This is a genomic window from Paenibacillus sp. FSL H7-0690, assembly GCF_037980415.1.
Taxonomy (GTDB): domain Bacteria; phylum Bacillota; class Bacilli; order Paenibacillales; family Paenibacillaceae; genus Paenibacillus_AQ; species Paenibacillus_AQ odorifer.
Genome location: NZ_CP150281.1, coordinates 5779687 through 5799700, shown reverse-complemented (window position 1 = coordinate 5799700; position 20014 = coordinate 5779687). Strand labels below are relative to the sequence as shown.

Annotated in this window: 10 protein-coding genes; 7 read left to right on the top strand and 3 right to left on the bottom strand. The window is 48.1% G+C overall.

What is annotated here, in order from left to right; translation table 11 throughout:
• Positions 1-78: 78 nt before the first annotated feature.
• The 4 genes from MHI32_RS25470 (at position 79) to MHI32_RS25455 (ending at position 11659) form a co-directional block, all read left to right on the top strand.
• Positions 79-1587 (top strand): DEAD/DEAH box helicase, encoded by a 1509-nt coding sequence (locus MHI32_RS25470; protein WP_076184753.1) that lies wholly within the window; start codon positions 79-81, stop codon positions 1585-1587.
• Positions 1584-2330, top strand: coding sequence for an ABC transporter ATP-binding protein (locus MHI32_RS25465; RefSeq protein WP_036679788.1), 747 nt, complete (start codon positions 1584-1586; stop codon positions 2328-2330). Before MHI32_RS25470 ends, MHI32_RS25465 begins: the two co-directional genes overlap by 4 nt.
• 1 nt (position 2331) lies before the next feature.
• Positions 2332-3552: an ABC transporter permease gene (locus tag MHI32_RS25460; RefSeq protein ID WP_076141980.1), complete on the top strand. Its 1221-nt coding sequence runs from the start codon at positions 2332-2334 to the stop codon at positions 3550-3552.
• A 262-nt stretch (positions 3553-3814) separates the two neighbouring features.
• Positions 3815-11659: a glycoside hydrolase family 3 N-terminal domain-containing protein gene (locus MHI32_RS25455; RefSeq protein ID WP_340011233.1), complete on the top strand. Its 7845-nt coding sequence runs from the start codon at positions 3815-3817 to the stop codon at positions 11657-11659.
• A 527-nt stretch (positions 11660-12186) separates the two neighbouring features.
• On the opposite strand, the gene MHI32_RS25450 is transcribed toward MHI32_RS25455, so the two are convergent.
• From MHI32_RS25450 to MHI32_RS25440, 3 genes are all read right to left on the bottom strand, one after another.
• Positions 12187-12306, bottom strand: a complete 120-nt coding sequence (locus MHI32_RS25450; protein WP_212592220.1) for a YjcZ family sporulation protein — start codon at positions 12304-12306, stop codon at positions 12187-12189.
• Between the two features lie 150 nt (positions 12307-12456).
• Positions 12457-13758: an aminotransferase class I/II-fold pyridoxal phosphate-dependent enzyme gene (locus MHI32_RS25445; protein ID WP_036679816.1), complete on the bottom strand. Its 1302-nt coding sequence runs from the start codon at positions 13756-13758 to the stop codon at positions 12457-12459.
• A gap of 111 nt (positions 13759-13869) precedes the next feature.
• Entirely contained in the window at positions 13870-14487 is a 618-nt protein-coding gene (locus MHI32_RS25440) for a pyridoxamine 5'-phosphate oxidase family protein (RefSeq protein ID WP_076127916.1), read from the bottom strand.
• Between the two features lie 143 nt (positions 14488-14630).
• Between MHI32_RS25440 and MHI32_RS25435 the strand changes: the two genes are divergently transcribed.
• From MHI32_RS25435 to gpmA, 3 genes are all read left to right on the top strand, one after another.
• Positions 14631-16136: a PLP-dependent aminotransferase family protein gene (locus MHI32_RS25435; RefSeq protein WP_340011229.1), complete on the top strand. Its 1506-nt coding sequence runs from the start codon at positions 14631-14633 to the stop codon at positions 16134-16136.
• Positions 16137-16390: 254 nt separating this feature from the next.
• Positions 16391-17176, top strand: coding sequence for an AraC family transcriptional regulator (locus MHI32_RS25430; protein WP_036679782.1), 786 nt, complete (start codon positions 16391-16393; stop codon positions 17174-17176).
• 780 nt (positions 17177-17956) lie between these two features.
• Entirely contained in the window at positions 17957-18700 is a 744-nt protein-coding gene (gene gpmA, locus MHI32_RS25425; protein WP_076141983.1) for a 2,3-diphosphoglycerate-dependent phosphoglycerate mutase, read from the top strand.
• The last annotated feature ends 1314 nt before the right edge of the window (positions 18701-20014 follow it).

Here is a 20014-nt window from a genome sequence, read left to right as displayed (position 1 = left end):
TGGCCTTCCATTTGGTGGAGAGGCCTTTTTGGCATATAATGAAGATATTATCTCAAGCGAAAAGGATGAATTACACTTATGAATAAAGCTTCTTTTGCGGCTATCGGCATTCAGGAAGACCTCATTGCCCGGTTGTCGGAATTCGGCATTAACGCTCCATCCCCGGTACAAGAGCAGACAATACCGCTTCTACTAGAGGGAAGAGATGTTATTGCAGCTTCCCAGACTGGAACGGGTAAGACGCTGGCCTATCTATTGCCGCTGCTTCAAACGATTAATCCGGAGCAGAAGGTGGTCCAAAAGCTGGTGCTCGCCCCTACACAGGAGCTGGCGATGCAAATCTTACGCGAGGCGGAACGTTATGGTGAACAGCGCGGAATCCGAGTTATGGGTCTTATTGGCGGGGCCGCAATCAAACGCCAGATTGACAAGCTGCGTGAGCATCCACAGCTAGTTGTGGGAACACCTGGGCGGATCCGTGAGCTGATTGGACTTCGTAAATTGAAGATGCATGAAGTCAGTACTATTGTTCTGGATGAGGCGGACCAAATGTTCCAGCTTAGCGGAGCCGGCGAAGTCACAAAGATTGTCAGCAGTGCGCTGCGTTCACGCCAGCTTGTTATGCTGTCGGCAACGATCGGACCAGAGACGAAAGCGCTGGCTAATCGTGAAATGAAGAATCCGGCAGAGGTTGGGATTGCTCCAGGTGTAATGACTGCTGAAAGCTTGGAGCATCATTATGTTGTTGCTGAAGAGCGTAACAAAATGGACATGCTGCGCCGGGTGATTCGCCATTACAATCCCGATAAAGCGATTGTGTTCGTGAATGCTACAGATGATATTGCCGAGGTTGAGGCTAAGCTGAATCATCTTGGGCTTACTGCGGCAGCACTTTACGGAGATGCCGATAAGGTAACGCGCAGCAATGTATTAAAAGGTTTCCGGGAAGGCAAATTTCGTGTGCTTGTTGCCAGTGACGTAGCTGCCAGAGGACTGGATATTGAGAATCTTTCTTTGGTAGTTAGCTACGATCCGGCTTTTGATTCTGAACATTATGTACACCGTGCAGGCCGTACCGGACGGATGGGACGCCGCGGCTTATCTGTAACAATTGTTACAGAGCAACAGACCTTTATCATGCGGAAGTTCGCCCGCGAATTGGATATTGCGCTTGAGGAGCGGGAGATGGTCGGTGGTAAGGTGCTTGCAGCAGATGAAGCACGCAGCGCTTTGCACAATGGACGGGGACGGAGTAATGAAGGCAGTGGGCAACGCCGTGATGGATCCGCTCCACGCAGCGGCAAGCCGCCTGTTAGCACATCTGGAGCCTCCAATGTTCAGTCGCCATCCGTTGGAGCAGGTACACCGCCTGCCAAAAGAATGGCTACGATTAACACAAGTGAAACAACAAGCGGAGAACAACAACGCGATTCACAGCGCAGCGCGAATCCTTCTGCGGGAGCACGCGGAGATGCGACTCCTGCACGGAGCAAACGCAGCAGCAATGCGGAACGTGAGAAGAACCGTAAAAATAAAGGAGCTCCAAAGTGGTTGAAAGACAAAACTCCGAGAGGTGACGGTCAATGAATAATGCTCCCGTATTGCAAATTACGGGTCTCAGTGGTGGGTACAGCCTGAATAAGCCAGTGCTGCATGATATTGCACTTCAGGTGCAGCCTGGCGAAATGGTTGGATTGATTGGTTTAAACGGAGCAGGAAAAAGTACGACGATGAAGCATATTCTAGGATTGATGTCGCCCCATAAGGGCGATATCACCGTACAGGGCAAGACGCGTGCTGAAGATCCCGTTGGATACAATAATGCGTTGTCTTTTGTACCGGAATCGCCGCTGCTGTATGACGAAATGACGGTTCGTGAGCATGTTGAATTTACTGCCAGAGCTTATGGGGTAGATCAAAAGGATTATGAATCCCGCACCTCGCATCTTGCCAAGCTGTTCCATATGGAGGATAAGATGGACACCCTGTCGACCCATCTATCCAAAGGGATGAAACAGAAGGTTATGATCATGTGCGCTTTCGTTGCACGACCTGCTTTATATGTCATCGACGAGCCCTTTTTAGGATTGGATCCGCTAGGGATCCGCTCCTTGCTTGATTTCATGATGGATCTGAAGAACTCTGGATCGTCGATTCTGTTAAGCTCTCATATTCTTTCCACAATAGAGAATTATTGCGACCGTTTTATTGTATTGCATAAAGGTAAGGTGATTGCACAGGGCACGCTGGCGGAAATAGCGGCAACTGCCGGGCATCAGGGGCTGACTTTGGAGCAGCTGTTCTACGAGCTGGTTCAGGGAGGGAAATAATATGGATTTGAAAGAGCTGCGGCGCACGCGGCGCGGTAGATTCATGGGAAGTATGCTTCCTTATGTGGGATATATCATTCAAAGCGGCGTAGCCATGGTCTTCCTGTTCGTGTTGATTGTCTTCTCTGCTTGGTATACATCGCTGCTACAAAATGTACCTGAAGGCATTCCCATTCGCTGGATTATGTTAGCATTACTGTTGCCTGCGACAGTGCATAGCGGCTTCCGAACCTATTTGCAGACCCCGGATACGATCTTTCTGCTGCCTCAGGGTCACCGCATGAAGGAATATTTTGCACCATCCTGGGTCAGTGGAAACGTGTGGAAGATCATTCGCTTGTTATTTGTACTGATCACCCTTTGGCCGTTGTACATACGTACAGATGATTCTCCCAAGCGACTTTTATTTACAGTGTTGATCCTGATTGCTGTGAAGCTGATCGCGAGTTATGGATTATGGAAAGAGATAGCTATGCTGTCACGTCCGATGGCAGGTGTGTATGCTTTCTTGCGCTGGGCAGTTGGAGGTTTGATTATTGCCGCTTGGTTGTGGCAGCCTGCCGGCCCGAGCCTGATATTTATGGTGTTATTGGCAGCAGCCTATCTTGCTGCACTGTCTGTGCCCGGACGTCACGCTGTGCCATGGGAAAGACTGATCGCCATGGAAAACAATCAAGGTGCACGTGCGCTGATGGTTCTGGGCTGGTTCGTGGATGTGCCGGGCCGTGAGCAACGGGTGTATTCCCGCCGTTATCTTTCCAAATGGGGCGCTAAGCTGCCTTGGCGCAAGGATACTGCTTATCGGTATCTGCTGACCAAAAGCTTTGCCCGGGGCGATATCTTTGGAATCATTATGCGGATATCGGTGCTGGCTCTGCTGCTGAATTGGTGGAACCGTGATAGTTACTTTGGCACCGGAATTTATTTGTTCTTCCTGTTTATCATTGGTGTTCAATTGTCGGCACTCCGCAAATTGCATAGCGAGTCTTTTTGGCTGACAGTGTATCCTTTTCCTGAAGGCAGTAAGGCGGACAACACGACACAATTTGTATTCCGTGCGCATCTGGTTGTGGCATTGGTTCTTGGATTACCTTTCTTAGCTTCCATAGGTGACCGTCTGATGCCAGTGATCTTTACCTTAGCGGCAGGTATTGTGGTAGTCTTTCTGTTTAAAGGATACTTGTCCCGCAAAGCGGCACGATTGGATGACGACGATCTGTAAGGCAATTTCATATTCACAATAAAAAGGCTGTCTCACAGTAGAGAAATTCTACGAATGAGAGAGCCTTTTTTTGCTGGAAGCATAATTTGAGCCGGGCAAGTCCTTAAATTTGCAAAAACGGAACAGAGTATTTAAAAAATGCTGTATGTCTTTTACCAGATGGCTCCAGCATAATAAGCCTGTATCTTACATCGTGTATACGCTTCCATTCATAGGCGTAGTCATCCGTACCAACAAAACAGTATTGGGGGAGGATTCAGGCGTGAAAAGAAGATTATCAATATTCATGGTGGCGCTTTTACTATCATCCTTATTCTTGAATGTGCTTGAGGCGGGTATACCTCGGGCCGCAGCGGATGCCTCAGGAGTTCCAGTGTACTATGATCCCACAAAAAGTGTGGAGGAGCGCACTGCGGATCTATTATCCCGAATGACGCTGGAAGAGAAGATTGGGCAGATGGTTCAAGCAGAAAGAGCTGCCGTCACACCTGAGGAGGTACAGAAATATGCTCTTGGCTCTGTACTCAGCGGGGGAGGCTCATTCCCTAACGGAAAAGAAAGTGACAGCACTCGCGATAACTGGAGAAGTTTGATTGATAGTTATCAGGATGGTGCATTGTCTACCAGATTAGGCATTCCGCTGCTCTATGGGGTGGATGCGGTGCATGGACATAACAATGTCAAAGGCGCGACGCTTTTTCCGCATAATATTGGCCTAGGGGCTGCTAATGATCCCGCATTGACTGAGCTTATTGGTGCAGCTGCTGCTAAGGAAGTAGCCGCAACAGGAGCGAACTGGACATTTGCCCCAACGATAGCCTCCCCTCATAATGCAAGATGGGGTAGAACCTATGAAGGTTTTAGTGATAATCAGGATATTTCAGCAGAACTAGGTGCGGCTTATGTGTTTGGTCTGCAAGGACGGACTGCTGCTGCATTGGCAGGGACAGATACAATCACGGCAACTGCAAAACATTATCTAGGTGAAGGTTATACGGATAATGGTGTAAATCAAGGCAACATCACTAAATATACCGAGCAAGAGATCATGGATAAGGATTTGAAAATTTATAAAGCAGCTGTAGACGCAGGGGTGCAGACGGTTATGGCCTCCTATCACAGCATCCAAGGTCTTAAAATGCATGCCCATAAACATTTGCTGACCGATGTTTTGAAGGGTGACAAGAAAAATGGCGGACTTGGCTTTACCGGTTTCGTTATTTCGGATTATAACGCTGTGCAGCAAATCACAGTGGATAGCGAGGGCAAAGCTGTTAGCGGGTTGAAGAACCAGCTGAATGTGTCCGTAAACGCCGGAGTCGATATGTTCATGATGCCGACCGTTTGGAAGGATACGATTAAGTACATCACAGAACTTGTAGGCGAAGGTAAAATCTCTACTGAGCGCATAGATGATGCGGCAGAACGTATCCTGCAGGTCAAAATCGCTTCAGGATTGTTCGAGCATCCCAAAAGCGAACCGGAGCTGTTGAGTGCTTTTGGCTCAGCAGAAAGCCGCAAATTAGCCCGCCAAGCTGTGGCGGAGTCGCTTGTTCTTTTGAAGAACGATGAGGTAAATGGAAGTCCAATTCTATCGCAATTAAGCGGGATGGATAAAATATTCGTAGCGGGTAAAAACGCTAATAATATCGGTAACCAAGCCGGCGGCTGGTCGATCACTTGGCAAGGGAAGTCGGGCAATATAACTGAAGGCACGACGATCCTCGAAGGGATAAAGGAGGCTGTTCCTGCTTCTACAACGGTCACATATAACCTTAATGGGCGCGGGGCTGCGGGTTATGATGCGGCGATCGCTGTTATCGGTGAGACACCTTACGCCGAGACCGATGGCGACCGGACCAGCTTGAATCTGGATGAGCAGGATCTGGCGACACTTGCGAATATACGTGCTGCTGATCCTAATATTCCGCTTATCGTTGTACTGGTGTCTGGACGTCCAATGACGATAGCCAGCCAATTGGAAGATTGGGATGGGCTTGTGGCAGCCTGGCTACCAGGCACAGAGGGTGCTGGAGTAGCTGATGTGTTATTTGGTACTAAGGATTTTGTAGGCAAAAATCCGATTCGTTGGCCATTCACTTTGAACAATTATCCGGCAGACAATAACAGTACAAATGTGTTATTCAAAACGGGATATGGCTTGACCAAAAATGAGAAAACACCAAAGCTTCCAACCGCTCCTGTCGATCCGGAAGCTCCAGAGATTCCTTCTCTGCCGATTCCCGGCAAAATTGAAGCAGAGGATTTTTTGAACAAAAGCGCAGGACTGCAGACTGAAAATACGCAGGATATAGGTGGCGGTCTCAATGTCGGCTATACCTCGGCTGGCCAGTGGCTCGAATATAACGTGAATGTGGCGCAAGCAGGTACGTATCAAGCCGATTTCCGCTATTCCGTTAATAGTGGCACTACAGGCGTCAACATCAAATCAGCAGAGGGAACTAAGCTAGGAACATTAAGCGTGACCTCAACAGGTGGCTGGCAGAATTGGCAGACGAAAGCTGTAGAAAATGTTGTGTTTAAGAAGGCAGGGTTGCAAAAGATCCGTCTGGAATTTACCGGTGGGGATATCAACCTGAACTGGGTAAGCTTCACTCGAACAGGTGATGTGCCTGTAGATCCATCGAATCCCGGAGATGGCGGGGAAAGCACTAAACATGTTATTAAGTCAGATGTAGTTAGCTCTTGGGTATCGAGTGAGCGAGATCCTTCCGATCGGAAGTGGTATTATGCTGACCGTTATCAAGAGGGTGATTTGAAGCTGGAAGAGCAGGCGAAGCTGGATATTGTGGTTCCCGACGTGAAGGCAGGTACAGAGCTCCATATTGATCCTGACCGGAAATATCAATCTATTCTAGGGATCGGTACCTCCATGGAGGAATCGACGGTCAATAATCTGGCGAAGATGTCTGCGGCGAAGCAGGAGGAATTGCTGCGGAAAATGATTGATCCTGTATCGGGGATCGGAATGAGTATGCTCCGGTTGACGATTGGGACGGCTGACTTTACAGATAAACAATTTTATACCTACGATGATATGCCTCCAGGACAAACCGACATTAATTTGGAGCATTTCTCCATCCAAAAGGACATTGACTACCATATCATCAGCACGGTTAAAAAAATTCAAAACATCAATCCGGATATTAAGTTTTTTGCCTCACCTTGGAGCCCGCCCGGTTGGATGAAGACTACAGACAGTATGATCAAAGGCCAAGTGAAGGATGAATATCTGCCTGTACTGGCCAAATATTATCTTAAATTCGTACAGGAGTACGAGAAGCTGGGAATTACCTTTGAAGGTCTGACCTTGCAGAATGAGCCTTTGCTGGAAATTGAATATCCAAGCACAAAAATGCCGTGGGAGCAAGAAGCCCAGCTGGCTAAACTGCTGCGGAAGGAATTAGATGAACATGGTTTCAAAGACGTGAAGCTGTGGACATTTGATCATAATCCTGGTGACACGATGGCCTATCCAGCACAAATCCTAGGCAATCCTGAATTAGGTGCCTACGATGCGGTGGACGGAACTGCTTTTCATGATTATGGCGGTGACCTTGGTCTGATGACCCAGCTCCATAATCTCTATCCTGACAAAAATGTATATTTGACCGAACGCGCAGTCTGGGGTACCTCAGGCGCAGACCGCATTGCTCAATATTTCCGTAATTGGGCCCGCAGCTATAACTCCTGGGTAGCGATGCTGGACAGTGATATTGCCTCCCATCAGTGGACCGGAACGCCAGACCCAACCCCGATTGTGCAGGATTCGGGAGACCGTAACCATTACTGGCTGCTGCCAGAATATTATCTGATGGGCCAATATACAAAATTCGTTAAACCGGGGTACGTGCGGATTGATAGTGACTACGGCTCAAGCAGTACTGTAACGAACGTAGCTTTTGCTAGTCCAGATGGAAAAGAGATTGTGACGGTAGTAATCAACCAGACGTCGGATCCACAGCCGTTTAAATTGCTAGTGGACGGTGCGCAAATTAGTGCTGTGCTGCCGGCGAAATCAGTGGGCACTTATAGCTGGGAACGTCTGAATGGTATACAGGCGGTGCCGGGTGTAGTGAATGCTGTTGATTTTGAAGAAGCGCAAGGGGTTTACACTGTGAATGAGCAGGGTTATATTGGCGGGTTCTCGCCAGACGCATCGTCCACCTTCGACTATGTGATTGATGTTAAAGAGAGCGGTGAATATTCACTTCAATTTAATCATGCCGCTCAATTCAGCGATGGCGCCGGAAAATCGGTGGAGATTAGTGAAGATGGTAAGGTTATTGCTACGCTTCCAATTGTGCAGCAGACGGAGAGTCTGACCGATTTTGCAGATTATCAATCCTTGATCTCTCTGAACAAGGGCATTCACAAGCTCACCTTGAAGACGAACGGGAACGGTTATAATATCCGTTCATTAGCTTTACGCCAAGCACCTTCCGGATCACATGAGCTTCCTGCTGTGCTTCAAGGGCAAGACTACACGACAGCTTCAGGTGTATTAGTAACGGGTGGTGCAGTGGGTTATACTGACCCCGGCGATTGGGTGAAGTACAAGATTAATGTACCTGCCAGCGGTACCTACCCACTCCTGATCTCCTATGCTACTAATCAGGATGATGCAGAGCTGGAACTGCTGACGGGAGAGGATGGAGTAACGGTAACGGCAGCTACTTATGCTTTGACGAAGACGGGGGGATGGTCCAATTGGCAAATAGCTAATGGAACGGTAACCTTGCCTGCCGGGGAGCAGACGCTGACCATGAAAGTAAATGGAGCAGGATTTCATCTGCAGTCGCTTACAATCGGCCCCGCGCTTCAATCGGAGACTGCTCTGGTAGAAGGAAATGAGGAGGGTGCAGAAGTTATCGTCAAGCTAGTAAATGACAAATATGCACCTGAACTGGACACCGCTTATTGGTCTATTGAAGGTTACGAAGGTACAGTTGTCAATAGCGTATACCGGGTGGATGATTATACAGCGAAGGTCGTATTAGCGGGTACGCGAATTATTGATTTCGACACGGATCGTATTCTTACGGTTACCGCTGATGTGTATCAGACAGAATCAAATCAGTCTTTTGACAGCGTACATGTTCTGAAATTGCCTCTTATAGTTACAGCAATCAACGACGAAGAGAGCATCAGTCTTTCTCCGAGCACGCTTCCTTATCAAGTGAACGGGAATGAATTGGTAGTCAGCCTTTCAGGAGGGACATTTAATCCTGATGCCATTCAGAGCATTTCTGTCTCGGGCCCAGGTAAGGATCAGGGGCATGTAAGTATTGGGGCAGCTGCCTTACTTGACCCTACCCATGTGAAGCTGACGCTGGCATGGAATGATCATACCCCGTATTATAGTGATTTGCAGCTTACCGTAAATGTGCCAGCAAATGCTTATGCCGATTCAAGTGGTGGCGGCGTGCTGCGTGCGGAGGTTAAGCTCTTAGGAACAACTAGTGCTACAGCACCTATAGAAGTCACAAGCTTGAACGCACTGGATCAATTCTACCAGCTGCAAGGGATCACAGTCAGCGGTCAAGGCAGCGGAACGAAGCTGACCGGCATTGATGCTGGAGACAGCATCGATTACTGGGTAAATGTGCCGCAGGATGGAAACTATGCTTTTACGCTTACCGTAACTTCCGCGAATGGTGCTCCTAAGGGCATTATTTATAAAACGGAGGATGGGAAGACATTAAGAACCGTTGATGTGCCGAATCTTTACTCGCAAACCGTTGGCGTACGCACCGTTCTTCAATTGAAGGCGGGTGAACAGAAGCTGCGCCTGCAAGCTGGATCAGCAGGATACGAGCTCAGTGGTATTCAAATAGAACCTTATACTGAAGAAATCATGGATGGCGCTGGTTCTTTAAAGGTGGAAGCCGAGAATTATTACGATGCTACACCCAATGGAATTCAGAGTACCATGACTGGCGGTGTGCTGGACTTTAGAAATGTAGGGTTTACCGTTGCAGGGGGTTCCATGGATTATGTCCTTGATATTACTGAAGCCGGATTTTATAAAATCGTATATCGGTATGCTACAGCACAAGGCGGGGTAAGCACTACGTTATCTGTAAAGGGTACAAAACTCTCAACAGTGCCTATGCCTACTACAGGTGGATGGTCGAATTACACGCTGGCGAGTGGTGTCGTACAACTTGCGCAAGGAAAACAGGTAGTACGGATGAGCTTCAATAATGACGGTGCCAATCTAGATTGGTTTACGCTGGAACGGACGGAAGAAGGAGAGCAGCCGATTCATTCAAAGGTTTCCTTACCCGTTTCTTCTTTGAAACCGGGAGCTTACAGCGGATTACAAACGATCAGCCTTACTACAGCGACATCAGGAGCAGAGATTCATTACACAACCGATGGGTCATTGCCTACAGCAGACAGTCCACTTTATACCGGAACTATTGACGCAGCAGGAGTCACAGTTCTTCGTACGATAGCGGTAAAAGAGGGCATGGAGAACAGTTTTGTAGCTCCATTCACGTATGTGATCAGCGGAGTGGTTGATATGAAAACGGTGTCTGCACCGCAGGCTGATCCTGCCGGGGGAACTTATACAGGGCAGGTTGCCGTGAAGTTAACTACAGCTACAGCTGGAGCGTCTATTCACTACACGTTGGATGGCACTGTACCTACAGCAACCAGCGAACTGTATAGTGGAGTGATTTATGTAGGCAAGAGCAAGACGATTAAGGCGATTGCTGTAAAAGAGGGCTGGAAGCCAAGTGATATTTCCAGTTTTGAATATATTGTTTCTGCGGATAAACCTGATCCAACACCTACACCAACAGCAACGCCTGAACCAACCCCAAGTCCAACCATTGAACCGACTACTCGGCCAACGACAGCACCAACTTCCGGAAGCGGGGGTACCACAGGTGGTGGCAACAGCGGAACAACAGGGGGGAATTCAAGCGGAAATGCAGGCAGTGTAACCGGCAGCACCATCCTTACAGCAACACCAGTGCTGAACAGTAATACCGGTGCGGCGAGAGCAAGTGTAGACCTGGAGAGCTTGAAAAAGGCTGCTACAGCAGGCTTAAGTGGAGCAACTTCAGCGGTTACTGTTGATATACCGGCAGTAGCTACAGCTAAGGGTTATGAGCTGCAATTGCCAAACGGTATAATCTTTGCAGATGATAAGACTTCATTGGTCGTTCATACTGAATTTGGTGTGCTGGAGCTGCCAGGTAGTCTGCTGAAACAAGCGGCAATAGAGGCAGGAACCCCTTGGGTAATTACGATAACCAAGGTGGATTCAGATTCTCGTCCAGAATTTAAACTGAGCGTAACTATCAATGGCAAGGAAGCCGTATGGAACAGTCCTGACATGCGGGTTAAGGTGTCCCTACCGTATATTCCACGATCAGAAGAACGTGGTAAAGAAGGACATATAACGATTCATAGTCTGAATCCGTTGGGGATTCTAACGGTTGTTCCAAGTGGCAGATATATCGCTGCTACAGGGATGGTTTCCTTTACAGGAATTCTCTCTGGTACGTACAGTATCACCTTTACGGAGAAGACATTCCGGGATATCGGTAAATTTGAGTGGGCCCGCAATGCGATTGAGGTGCTTGGCTCCAAAGGCATCATCAACGGAATGACAGAGGATCAATTTGTACCTCAAGCGGAAGTGAAGCGGGGAGATTTTGTGCTCCTGCTTATAAAAGCGCTTGGCTTGGAAGGCGTTAGTGCAGAAAGCTTCACAGATGTGCAGCCTGGCGATTACAGATATGAAGCGTTGGCTATAGCGAAGCAGTTGGGGATCGCCACTGGTCGTCCAGATGGAAGCTTTGATCCTAACGCTTCTGTTACGCGGCAGGAAATGATGACATTGGCTGCAAAAGCGATTGCAGCAGCCGGCAGACAGCTTCCAGCCGGCAACGGAGCTTCAATGACCCGTTTCACGGATAGCCAGCAAGTATCAGCGTTTGCACGTGACAGTGTGGCAGCACTAATACGTGCTGGCCTGATCAAGGGAGACGGCTTGCGGATTCATCCACAAGGTGTTACCACCCGTGCAGAGGCAGCGGTTTTGATCTACAACTTGTACAATCTGTAATACATCAGTTGTAAAGATACTTTAAGCTTTTGGGCTGTCGCAGCCGTAGATTTTCTACGTTTGCGACAGCCTTTTTTAGGTGTGGTTGTTGGATCTACATTAAGCCCGCACCTCCACCGCCGATCATAATTATCCCCTGAGGCTTACGGACCCAGTTGACGTTATTTGCAAATCTACAACCTTTATCGGGGAAGTTCGGACACCAGTGGCGTTATTCCCTATGAAGAGGTTCATATTTGGGGTTTGGCATGCCAATAACGGCTTTGGGGTCCGTAAGGAAACCAAATATGGGATTATACTGCCTTTAGGGTTTGCGGTGTCCGATAGCTGCTTTTGTGCGGCAAATGTGATCTGAGGTAACGTAGGTTGGTGCGGTTGGTGCTTAGACCAAGGTGGAATTTTAAAAAAAGACGCGGACGTCACAGCAGCCATTATCATGACCTACTGGACACCCACGTCTATTGTGAAAAAAAGGGATTGAAAATAGGAAAGAGCTTAGAGCTCTCTCCCGAGACTGTCATTAATGGTTAGACAAAAAGTGAACGGCTGATGATAACCAGCAAGATAAAGAGAACCAGGATGGCGCCAGTGCTAGTGAATGGGCCACCTCCACAACATCCATATCCGCCTCTAACTTCTTCGCTCATGTTCATTCCCCTTTCGGTGTGTGTGTTGTACTTGAGTACATCGTATTGTATGTGCGGAGAGTGGGGCGTGTATAGGCCAATGTCGGATTTGTGTACAAAAAAAATCAGCTCCGTGAAAACGGAGCTGATTGTAAGCTATATAAAGTTCAGTTAGGCTTTTTCTAAATCGCGAACACCTGCGTATACAAGATCGAAAAGATCTTCGAGCTGTTCCTCTTCGATACATGAGAAAGCAATACGTAGGTCAGTTTCACCCAAAGCAATAGTGCCTAGTCCGTAATTATGAATCAGGTGAAGCCGGAGATCTTCAGCCGCAACTGTGTGCAGCTTCAGACACATAAAGTAACCGGAGTTAAAAGGATAATACGTCCACACATCCTCGCCGTATTTACCGCTATCGAGCAATGCTTTTACTTTATTCGCACGGCCTTTCATGATCTGGAACTTCTCTTCCTTCTGTGCTTCGAATTCCGGAGATTTCAAGGCGTCTAGTACGAAGGTCTGCGAAGGATGCGCACCGCTGGAAATGGTGGCACGGATGATGCCTAGTGTTTTTTGCTCCAATGCTGCCAGCAGGTCTTTGTCCTCCGAGGCATAAGTGATGAAACCCACACGGAAGCCCCAGACAAATTCTTCTTTGGTCGCACCGTCAATCTTGATTGGAAGCACACGAGGATGCAGATGAGCCAGTTTGCCAAACAGCGATTCTTTTAGTGAATCCTCAAAGAATAACCCGAAGTATGCATCATCACTTACAACAACAACGTTGATGCCTTCCTCAGCCGCACGAAGGATAGCTGCAACGATCTCATCGCCTTCCTTAATCCCTGGAGTATATCCGGTAGGATTGTTAGGGAAGTTCAGCAGCACAATCGCTTTGCCGCGTTCTTTTTGAGCAAGCAGCGCGTCTTCCAGACCTGCACTGTTAAACGTCATTTCTTCTGTGAACAGCGGATAGTTAACGGTCTCCCCATGGCGGCGGATTCCGAAGGTTAATTCGTAGTTCTCCCAGTTCTTGTCCGGGTAGATAATCGCGTCACCTGGCTCTGCGAAGAGGTCAGCGACAATGCTAAGCCCGTGAGTCAGGGCATTGGTTACAACGGGATTGCTGATGGTTTTACCTTCTAGCGATGGATTTTCGCGCAGCATCTTTTCACGCCATACAGTACGCAGCTCTGGTTTACCTGCCGGAGGGGCGTAACTATAAAGATCCTTAGGACTGTAAGCGGAGAGTTTATCCTGAATGACGCCGAGGTGCATAGGTACGCCACCTTCAGTAGCAATACCGATGGTTGCGTTGTATTTCTTGGCGTGAGCTCCTGCTTCAGCGGATTGGCTCAGGATGCCCTCTTTTGGGAAGTAAATCTCTTTGCCAAGCGTAGAGAGCATATCATACACATGTTCATTTCCTGCTTTGATACTTTCGTTTAATTGTCCAGCTAGTGGATTCATCAGTTTCATCCTTCCAGGGTTCTTTGGGGATAACATACTGTTAACATTGCCTAACATTATATCACCGCCAATTGCAACCGTCACTTGGAAAGATACGATTTTTAAAAAATATCATTCGGCGTGGAAAGGGCAGTATTTTTTCATCATTTCTATCGTTTCTTCATCACGCGGATTATTTCTTTCAGACAGGCCGGAAATGATGCCGGAGCGCTCTTCTTCTTTTAGGTTTTGCCCAAACTTAAACTTCGCAGTGATCTCCTCGGGGGTAATGCGCACAACGGCAACTCCCTTTAGACGGGGACGATATTTAGGGTCCTCTGCATCGATGGAATCATAACCCCCCTCGGGCTGGAGCTTTTTCATAAATAAGGAGAGTACACTGGCTTTTTCACTAATGTCTTCAACAGGTTCGGCTGTGCCGTAGGCGGTCACACTTTTAAAATAGGCGGTTGCTGGGCAGGCCAGCTCGGGATCGCTAAAATAAGACGGGATAAGGGCATACTCATCCGCTACCGTAAAGCAGACCTGCTGCTGATTGCGGATCGACTTCATTTTGCTACCAGCATGACTGCCGTGGAAATAGAAACAACCATCTGTATATACAAAATTCAACGGTGTCACCCGCGGTTGCCCCTGCTCATCGCTTGTTCCGAGAAAACCAAAACTCATTCCGTTTAGAAAAGAGACCAATTCTTCCTCCTGATCTACTTTAAATTCTTTTCTGCGCATAGGGATCACGTCCTCTTTCTTTTTAGTCTAGAGCGTCTGCTCCAATGTAAATGTTCTTTAAAGAATAGTAGAGTGGTTGACAATTAAAAAGGACCAATTAAGATAGTTTTTAATGGACCACTTGCTGGTCAAGGAGGATAACGATGAATATCACGCTGGCATACGATCAATATCTGGCGATACACCGCTACAAATATTTAGCGTTATATCACGCGCTCCGCGCAGGAATATTGGAAGGAACACTTCCGGGAGGCACTCCGCTGCCGTCTACACGAAGTCTTGCTAAGCACTATGAGCTGTCGCGCGGATCGGTCTCGCAGGTGTATGAAATGTTGCTCGCTGATGGTTATGTAAGGACTGAAACGGGGCGGGGGACATTCGTATCGGAAGATAGCTTTGCTTCAGCTACCAGTGGCAGTGACGGTGAGAACCGGGCTTTGGGTGAAGCCGCAGATGCTGCTGGAGGAGATTGTGCAAGTGAGACTACGATTCCGATCTCGGCGTGGGGAAAGCGGCTGCTTGCGCGCCCGATACCCTTTTATGAAAAGAGTAACAAGAAAGTAGTGAGCTTCCAGAGTAGTGGTATGCGGATGGAACATTTTCCATACTCCGAATGGCGTAGTGCGCTCTCTTATGCCGGAGGGAAGGAAGGTGGATTGCTGCAAAGCACTTGTCCACCTCAAGGCGATGAAGGACTTCGGAAAGCTATCGCTGCACATCTGCGGATTACCCGCGGGATTCGCGCGGATGCAGAGCATATCGTATTGTTCAGCGGCTCGATGCAAGGCATCGTTATTTTGACGCAGCTACTGCTGGATGCAGGAGGCTCAGCGGTCGTTGAGGACCCGGGGTTTCACGGGATTCGCCGAGCCGTAGAGATCACTGGAGGCCGATTGCTGGCAGGGAAGCTGGATGGCAATGGTCTTATTCCGGAGGATTGGGATGCCCGGCTGTTGTTTGTTACGCCGAGCCGTCAATTTCCTACGGGTGTGGTACTGCCTTTGGAACGACGCCGAACCTTGTTGGAATGGGCGCAGCGGCATCATGCAGTAATTATTGAAGATGATTATGACAGTGAGTTCCGTTGGGCTGGGCGGCCCATCGAGCCCTTAAAAGCACTGGATCGTGAAGAGCGGGTCGTATATGTGGGCTCCTTTTCAAACACGATGTTTTCAGGCCTGCGGCTCGGCTTTGCAGTGCTTCCGCCCTCTTTAGTAAAGCCGACTATCGCCGCCAAGGCGCTATATGAGCCCTTGCCGGTAGGGCTGCTGGAGCAGCGAGCCTTGGCGCGGTTCATGAATACAGGCGGCTATGGCCGTCATCTGCGCCGGATGACACGCATCTATGGTGAACGCGGACGCATCCTCAGGACGCTGCTGTCGGAACGGCTTAAGGAGCTCTTCGAGCTGCTGCATGGTGATGCGGGCTTGCATGTATATGCCCGCTGGCTGCGCAGCAGCGAAGAGTTTGTTGCTTTCCGAGCGGCAGCGCTTAGGCGCGGCACGGATTTTAGAGATGCCGCGTTATATCAGCTATCACCGGGAGCGCCGGCCGCTTGTTTTTCTTTTGCCCATCTGAATGCCGCGGAGCTGGAGGAAGGGATAACAAGCCTGCATCTGGCGTGGGAAGATGTACAAAATGCAACATGACAAGGTATGATAAAGAAGATGAAATGCAAAACTAAGCGAATGCTTACGTATTTTGACGAAGAAACTCGGAGTAGATTAAGCTAAACAAAACTATATAGACACTGCGAAGTCAGAAAGAGCAGATTTGCTGAGAATACTAAGCGGATGCTTACGAGACAAGTTTTGCTAACAAAACAAAGCGGATGCTTACGAAGCAAGTTTTGCGAAGTAGTTCAAAGTAGGTTATGCTAACAAAACTTTTAGGAGGGAACGTTATGCTGCATGCATCGCCGTCCTCTTTTGTTATTTTGCCGGCTCTGGCTAAGATTGTATGCGAGCCGGGCTGGAAATGGCAAAAAAGAGAGAAGTCGCTGCAAAATTATGATTTATTTTATGTATGGAGCGGGGAAGGGACGGTTGTGCGTAACGATGAACCCTTTCAAGTAGGCAAGGGAAGCTGCTTCCTTTTTCGTCCGGGTGACCATACAAGTGCTACACATAATCCGCAAAAGCCACTTGTACTTACATATATTCATTTTGATGTCTCCGAAGAGGTGACGGATATTCCGCTGCCCTATCGTGAGCTTACAGAAACCGTTGAATTTGAACATCTGCTTGCTCGGTACGTTCGACTATTTCTGGTGGATACTTACGCCGCTGAGGAAGAAGGGCAGCTTGTACTGAAGCAGCTGATGATTCATCTGCTGAGGGAGGACCGTGTGAAGCCAGTAGAACGTTATGTTAGCAACCATTTGACAGAAATCATTCACGAAATAGCGAACTATGTGAGCCAGCATCCGGGGATTGCACACCGTGTAGAGGATCTTGCTGCTCGTGCGGGGCTTTCACCGCGGTATTTTTCAATTAAGTTCAAGGAGCTTACGGGTTCTTCTGTGCAGTCTTATGTCATCCGAGCCCGGATTGAGCGTGCTCAGCATTTACTGCTGTACGCGGGAATGAATGTTACTGAGGTAGCAGATGCGCTTGGGTATCGTGACATTTTCTTTTTCAGCCGCCAGTTCAAGCAATATACCGGAAAAAGTCCATCTGAGATCCGCTGATTCACTTTTGTTGTTTCTGTTTGTTCAACCAAGGGTAAATACTTTGCAGTTTAGTTTACAGAGAATTTACATAACTTCTTGGAAGGAGACTCTTGGCATGATCATCAGACGCAGAATTTGCAACACGGATTGTAAGAGTGGAGGCGGAGGTATTTTTAGAAACCGCTTAAAACGGTTAAAGCAGGCGAATGCTTTTGTCGTGGATAGCTGGTTCTAAACTGAACAAGCAAGCATAGAATCGCCTGATATGACTAAAAATATAAATAGCCGGGGCCGTGAGGCATCCGGTTTTTTTGTGTTGTTAGAAAATGATATATATAATGAACTTAAGTCGAAGATTAGAGTAACTGATGGGCATTTCATCGTGCCTCACGTTGTATTTTGTACAATAGATTGACTCTAATAGCAGTCGAATTTGAATTCTGAAGCACATCTTACATTCAAATTCAGGAGAAACAGCCTTTCTAGAGATTATCACGATAATCTATTGCACGAAGTACAATGTAATGTATCTTCAAGTGAAAGTTAAGATTTTCTGTTGCACATTCTGCAATGAAGCGTACGCTCATTTACCGCAATATCCACACACCATTCACGCTCCATGCACGCCTCATTCACGTACCTTTGAGGATGTTTAATTGGCCTAACTATGAGGTAGCGGTAGATATTTATTTCTACGATTGGGTTATTACTAAGGTGAGAGCTTTCTGCGATACGTTTCGCATAATGTTGTTCGTCGGTAGAATATATAAGGTTCATAGTTGGAAGGAGAGAGAGAAAATGTACGAAATCGTACTTATACGTCATGGTGAGAGCCAGTACAATGTACAGAATTTGTTCACAGGCTGGAGTGACCCGGATTTAACTGAGAAGGGTATCCAAGAGGCAAAGACTGCTGGTAAGCTGTTGAAGGACGCTGGGTATACATTTGATCTGGCTTTTGCTTCGGTACTCAGACGCTCGATTAAAACTCTTAACTATGTACTGGATGAGATGGATTTGCTGTGGATTCCCGTGCAAAAGTCTTGGAAATTGAATGAACGCCATTACGGGGCATTGCAGGGATTAAGTAAAAGCGAGACAGCACTAAAATATGGAGATGAGCAGCTGCATATCTGGCGGCGGAGTTTATCGGTGAGACCCCCGTTGCTGGAGCTTGATGATCCTAGGTATGCCAGAAACGATATTCGCTACAGCAGTGTTCGTCCGGGAGATATCCCGCGTGGAGAGAGCCTGGAGGACACTGTACATCGTGTAGGCGATTTCTGGGGAAACCGGATCGTACCTCTTTTGCGTAAAAAAGAACGGGTGCTTATCTCAGCCCACGGCAATACGCTGCGTGCATTGATTAAATTTATGGAGGATATTGATGAAGCGGCATTACTGGAGCTCAATATTCCTACAGGAGTACCGCTCGTGTACAAACTGGATGAGGACATGAATCCTATCAGTCGCTTTTATCTAGGAGATCCGGAACAGGTAGCGGCCAAGGCGCTTGATGTTGCTAAGCAGGGACATGTGTAATTGGCGTGTAGTAAGCGTATAGGCGTAGCAGGTGTATTGAGTATGACGGGTGTACAGTAATAAGCAAAACGGGGCGTAAAGGTTAAATAAGCGCAACAGGTGTAATAGGTGGGTTACATGAAAAGATAAAAGGACAGCCTTGGGGCTGTCCTTTTTGTTATTAGTGTGTTTGTGACCAATTAAATGTGCGAAAATGGCGCGTTTAAGGTCAGCTGGGTCCGATAGCGTTGAATGCTAACGTTCCACCAACTCTCCGTAGATCTTGACCAATGCTCCACCAGCCCTCCACTAACGCTCGACTAGTCCTCAACTTACTCTCGGCCAGCCCTTAACTAACTTTCGACCAACCTCCACCAACGCTCTGCAAATGCTTACGGACTCAGCAGCCGCTATTTGCCCATTTATCGCCATTTGAGCGGAGTTTCGGACTCCAGCGTCGCTATTGCCCAAGAATCGACTCTAATATGGCGTTTTTCATGCCAATAGCTGCGGTGGAGTCCGATAGAATTGCAAATGTGTGAAAAAGCCGCGTATAAGGTCATCTGGGTCCGATAGCGCTGAGGCTAACCTTTCACCAACTTTCCGTTGATTCTCGACCAACGCTCGACCAACGCTCGACCAGCCCTCAACTAACGCTCGACCACCTTCCACCAGCTCTCGACTAGCCCTCAACTAACGCTCGACCAACCTCCACCAACACTATGCAAATGCTTACGGACTCAGCAGCCGCTATTTGCCCATTTATCGCTATTTGAGCGGAGTTTCGGACTCCAGCGCCGCTATTGCCTAAGATCTAGCGCAAATAGGGTGTTTTTCATGCCAATAGCTGCGGTGGAGTCCGATAGTATCGCAAATGTGTGAAAAAACCGCGTATAAGGTCATCTGGGTCCGATAGCGGCGAGCACACACCTTCCACCAGCTCTCGACCAGCTCTCAACTAACACTCGACTAGTCTACACTAACGCTCGACCAGCCTCGACCAAAGCTCTGCAAATGCTTACGGACTCAGCCGCCGCTATCTGCCCATTTATCGCCATTTGGGCGGAGTTTCGGACCCCAGCGCCGCTATTGCCTAAGATCTAGCGCAAATAGGGTGTTTTTCATGCCAATAGCTGCGGTGGAGTCCGATAGAATTGCAAATGTGCGAAAAAGCCGCGTATAAGGTCAGCTGGGTCCGATAGCTAGCGATAGGTGTACGATGGCTAGCGATAGGTGTACGATGGCTAGACGATATGTATACGTTGGCTAGCGATAGGTAGGTGATAGCTGGACGATAGCTAGAGCGTTCGCCTCCGCAACTGTGCTCCACACGAA

Excerpts from the sequence above, each read along its gene's own strand:
- MHI32_RS25440 (WP_076127916.1), bottom strand. The coding sequence starts at position 14,487 with ATGCGCAGAAAAGAATTTAAAGTAGATCAGGAGGAAGAATTGGTCTCT.
- MHI32_RS25445 (WP_036679816.1), bottom strand. The coding sequence starts at position 13,758 with ATGAATCCACTAGCTGGACAATTAAACGAAAGTATCAAAGCAGGAAAT.
- MHI32_RS25435 (WP_340011229.1), top strand. The coding sequence starts at position 14,631 with ATGAATATCACGCTGGCATACGATCAATATCTGGCGATACACCGCTAC.
- MHI32_RS25450 (WP_212592220.1), bottom strand. The coding sequence starts at position 12,306 with ATGAGCGAAGAAGTTAGAGGCGGATATGGATGTTGTGGAGGTGGCCCA.
- gpmA (WP_076141983.1), top strand. The coding sequence starts at position 17,957 with ATGTACGAAATCGTACTTATACGTCATGGTGAGAGCCAGTACAATGTA.
- MHI32_RS25460 (WP_076141980.1), top strand. The coding sequence starts at position 2,332 with ATGGATTTGAAAGAGCTGCGGCGCACGCGGCGCGGTAGATTCATGGGA.
- MHI32_RS25465 (WP_036679788.1), top strand. The coding sequence starts at position 1,584 with ATGAATAATGCTCCCGTATTGCAAATTACGGGTCTCAGTGGTGGGTAC.
- MHI32_RS25430 (WP_036679782.1), top strand. The coding sequence starts at position 16,391 with ATGCTGCATGCATCGCCGTCCTCTTTTGTTATTTTGCCGGCTCTGGCT.
- MHI32_RS25470 (WP_076184753.1), top strand. The coding sequence starts at position 79 with ATGAATAAAGCTTCTTTTGCGGCTATCGGCATTCAGGAAGACCTCATT.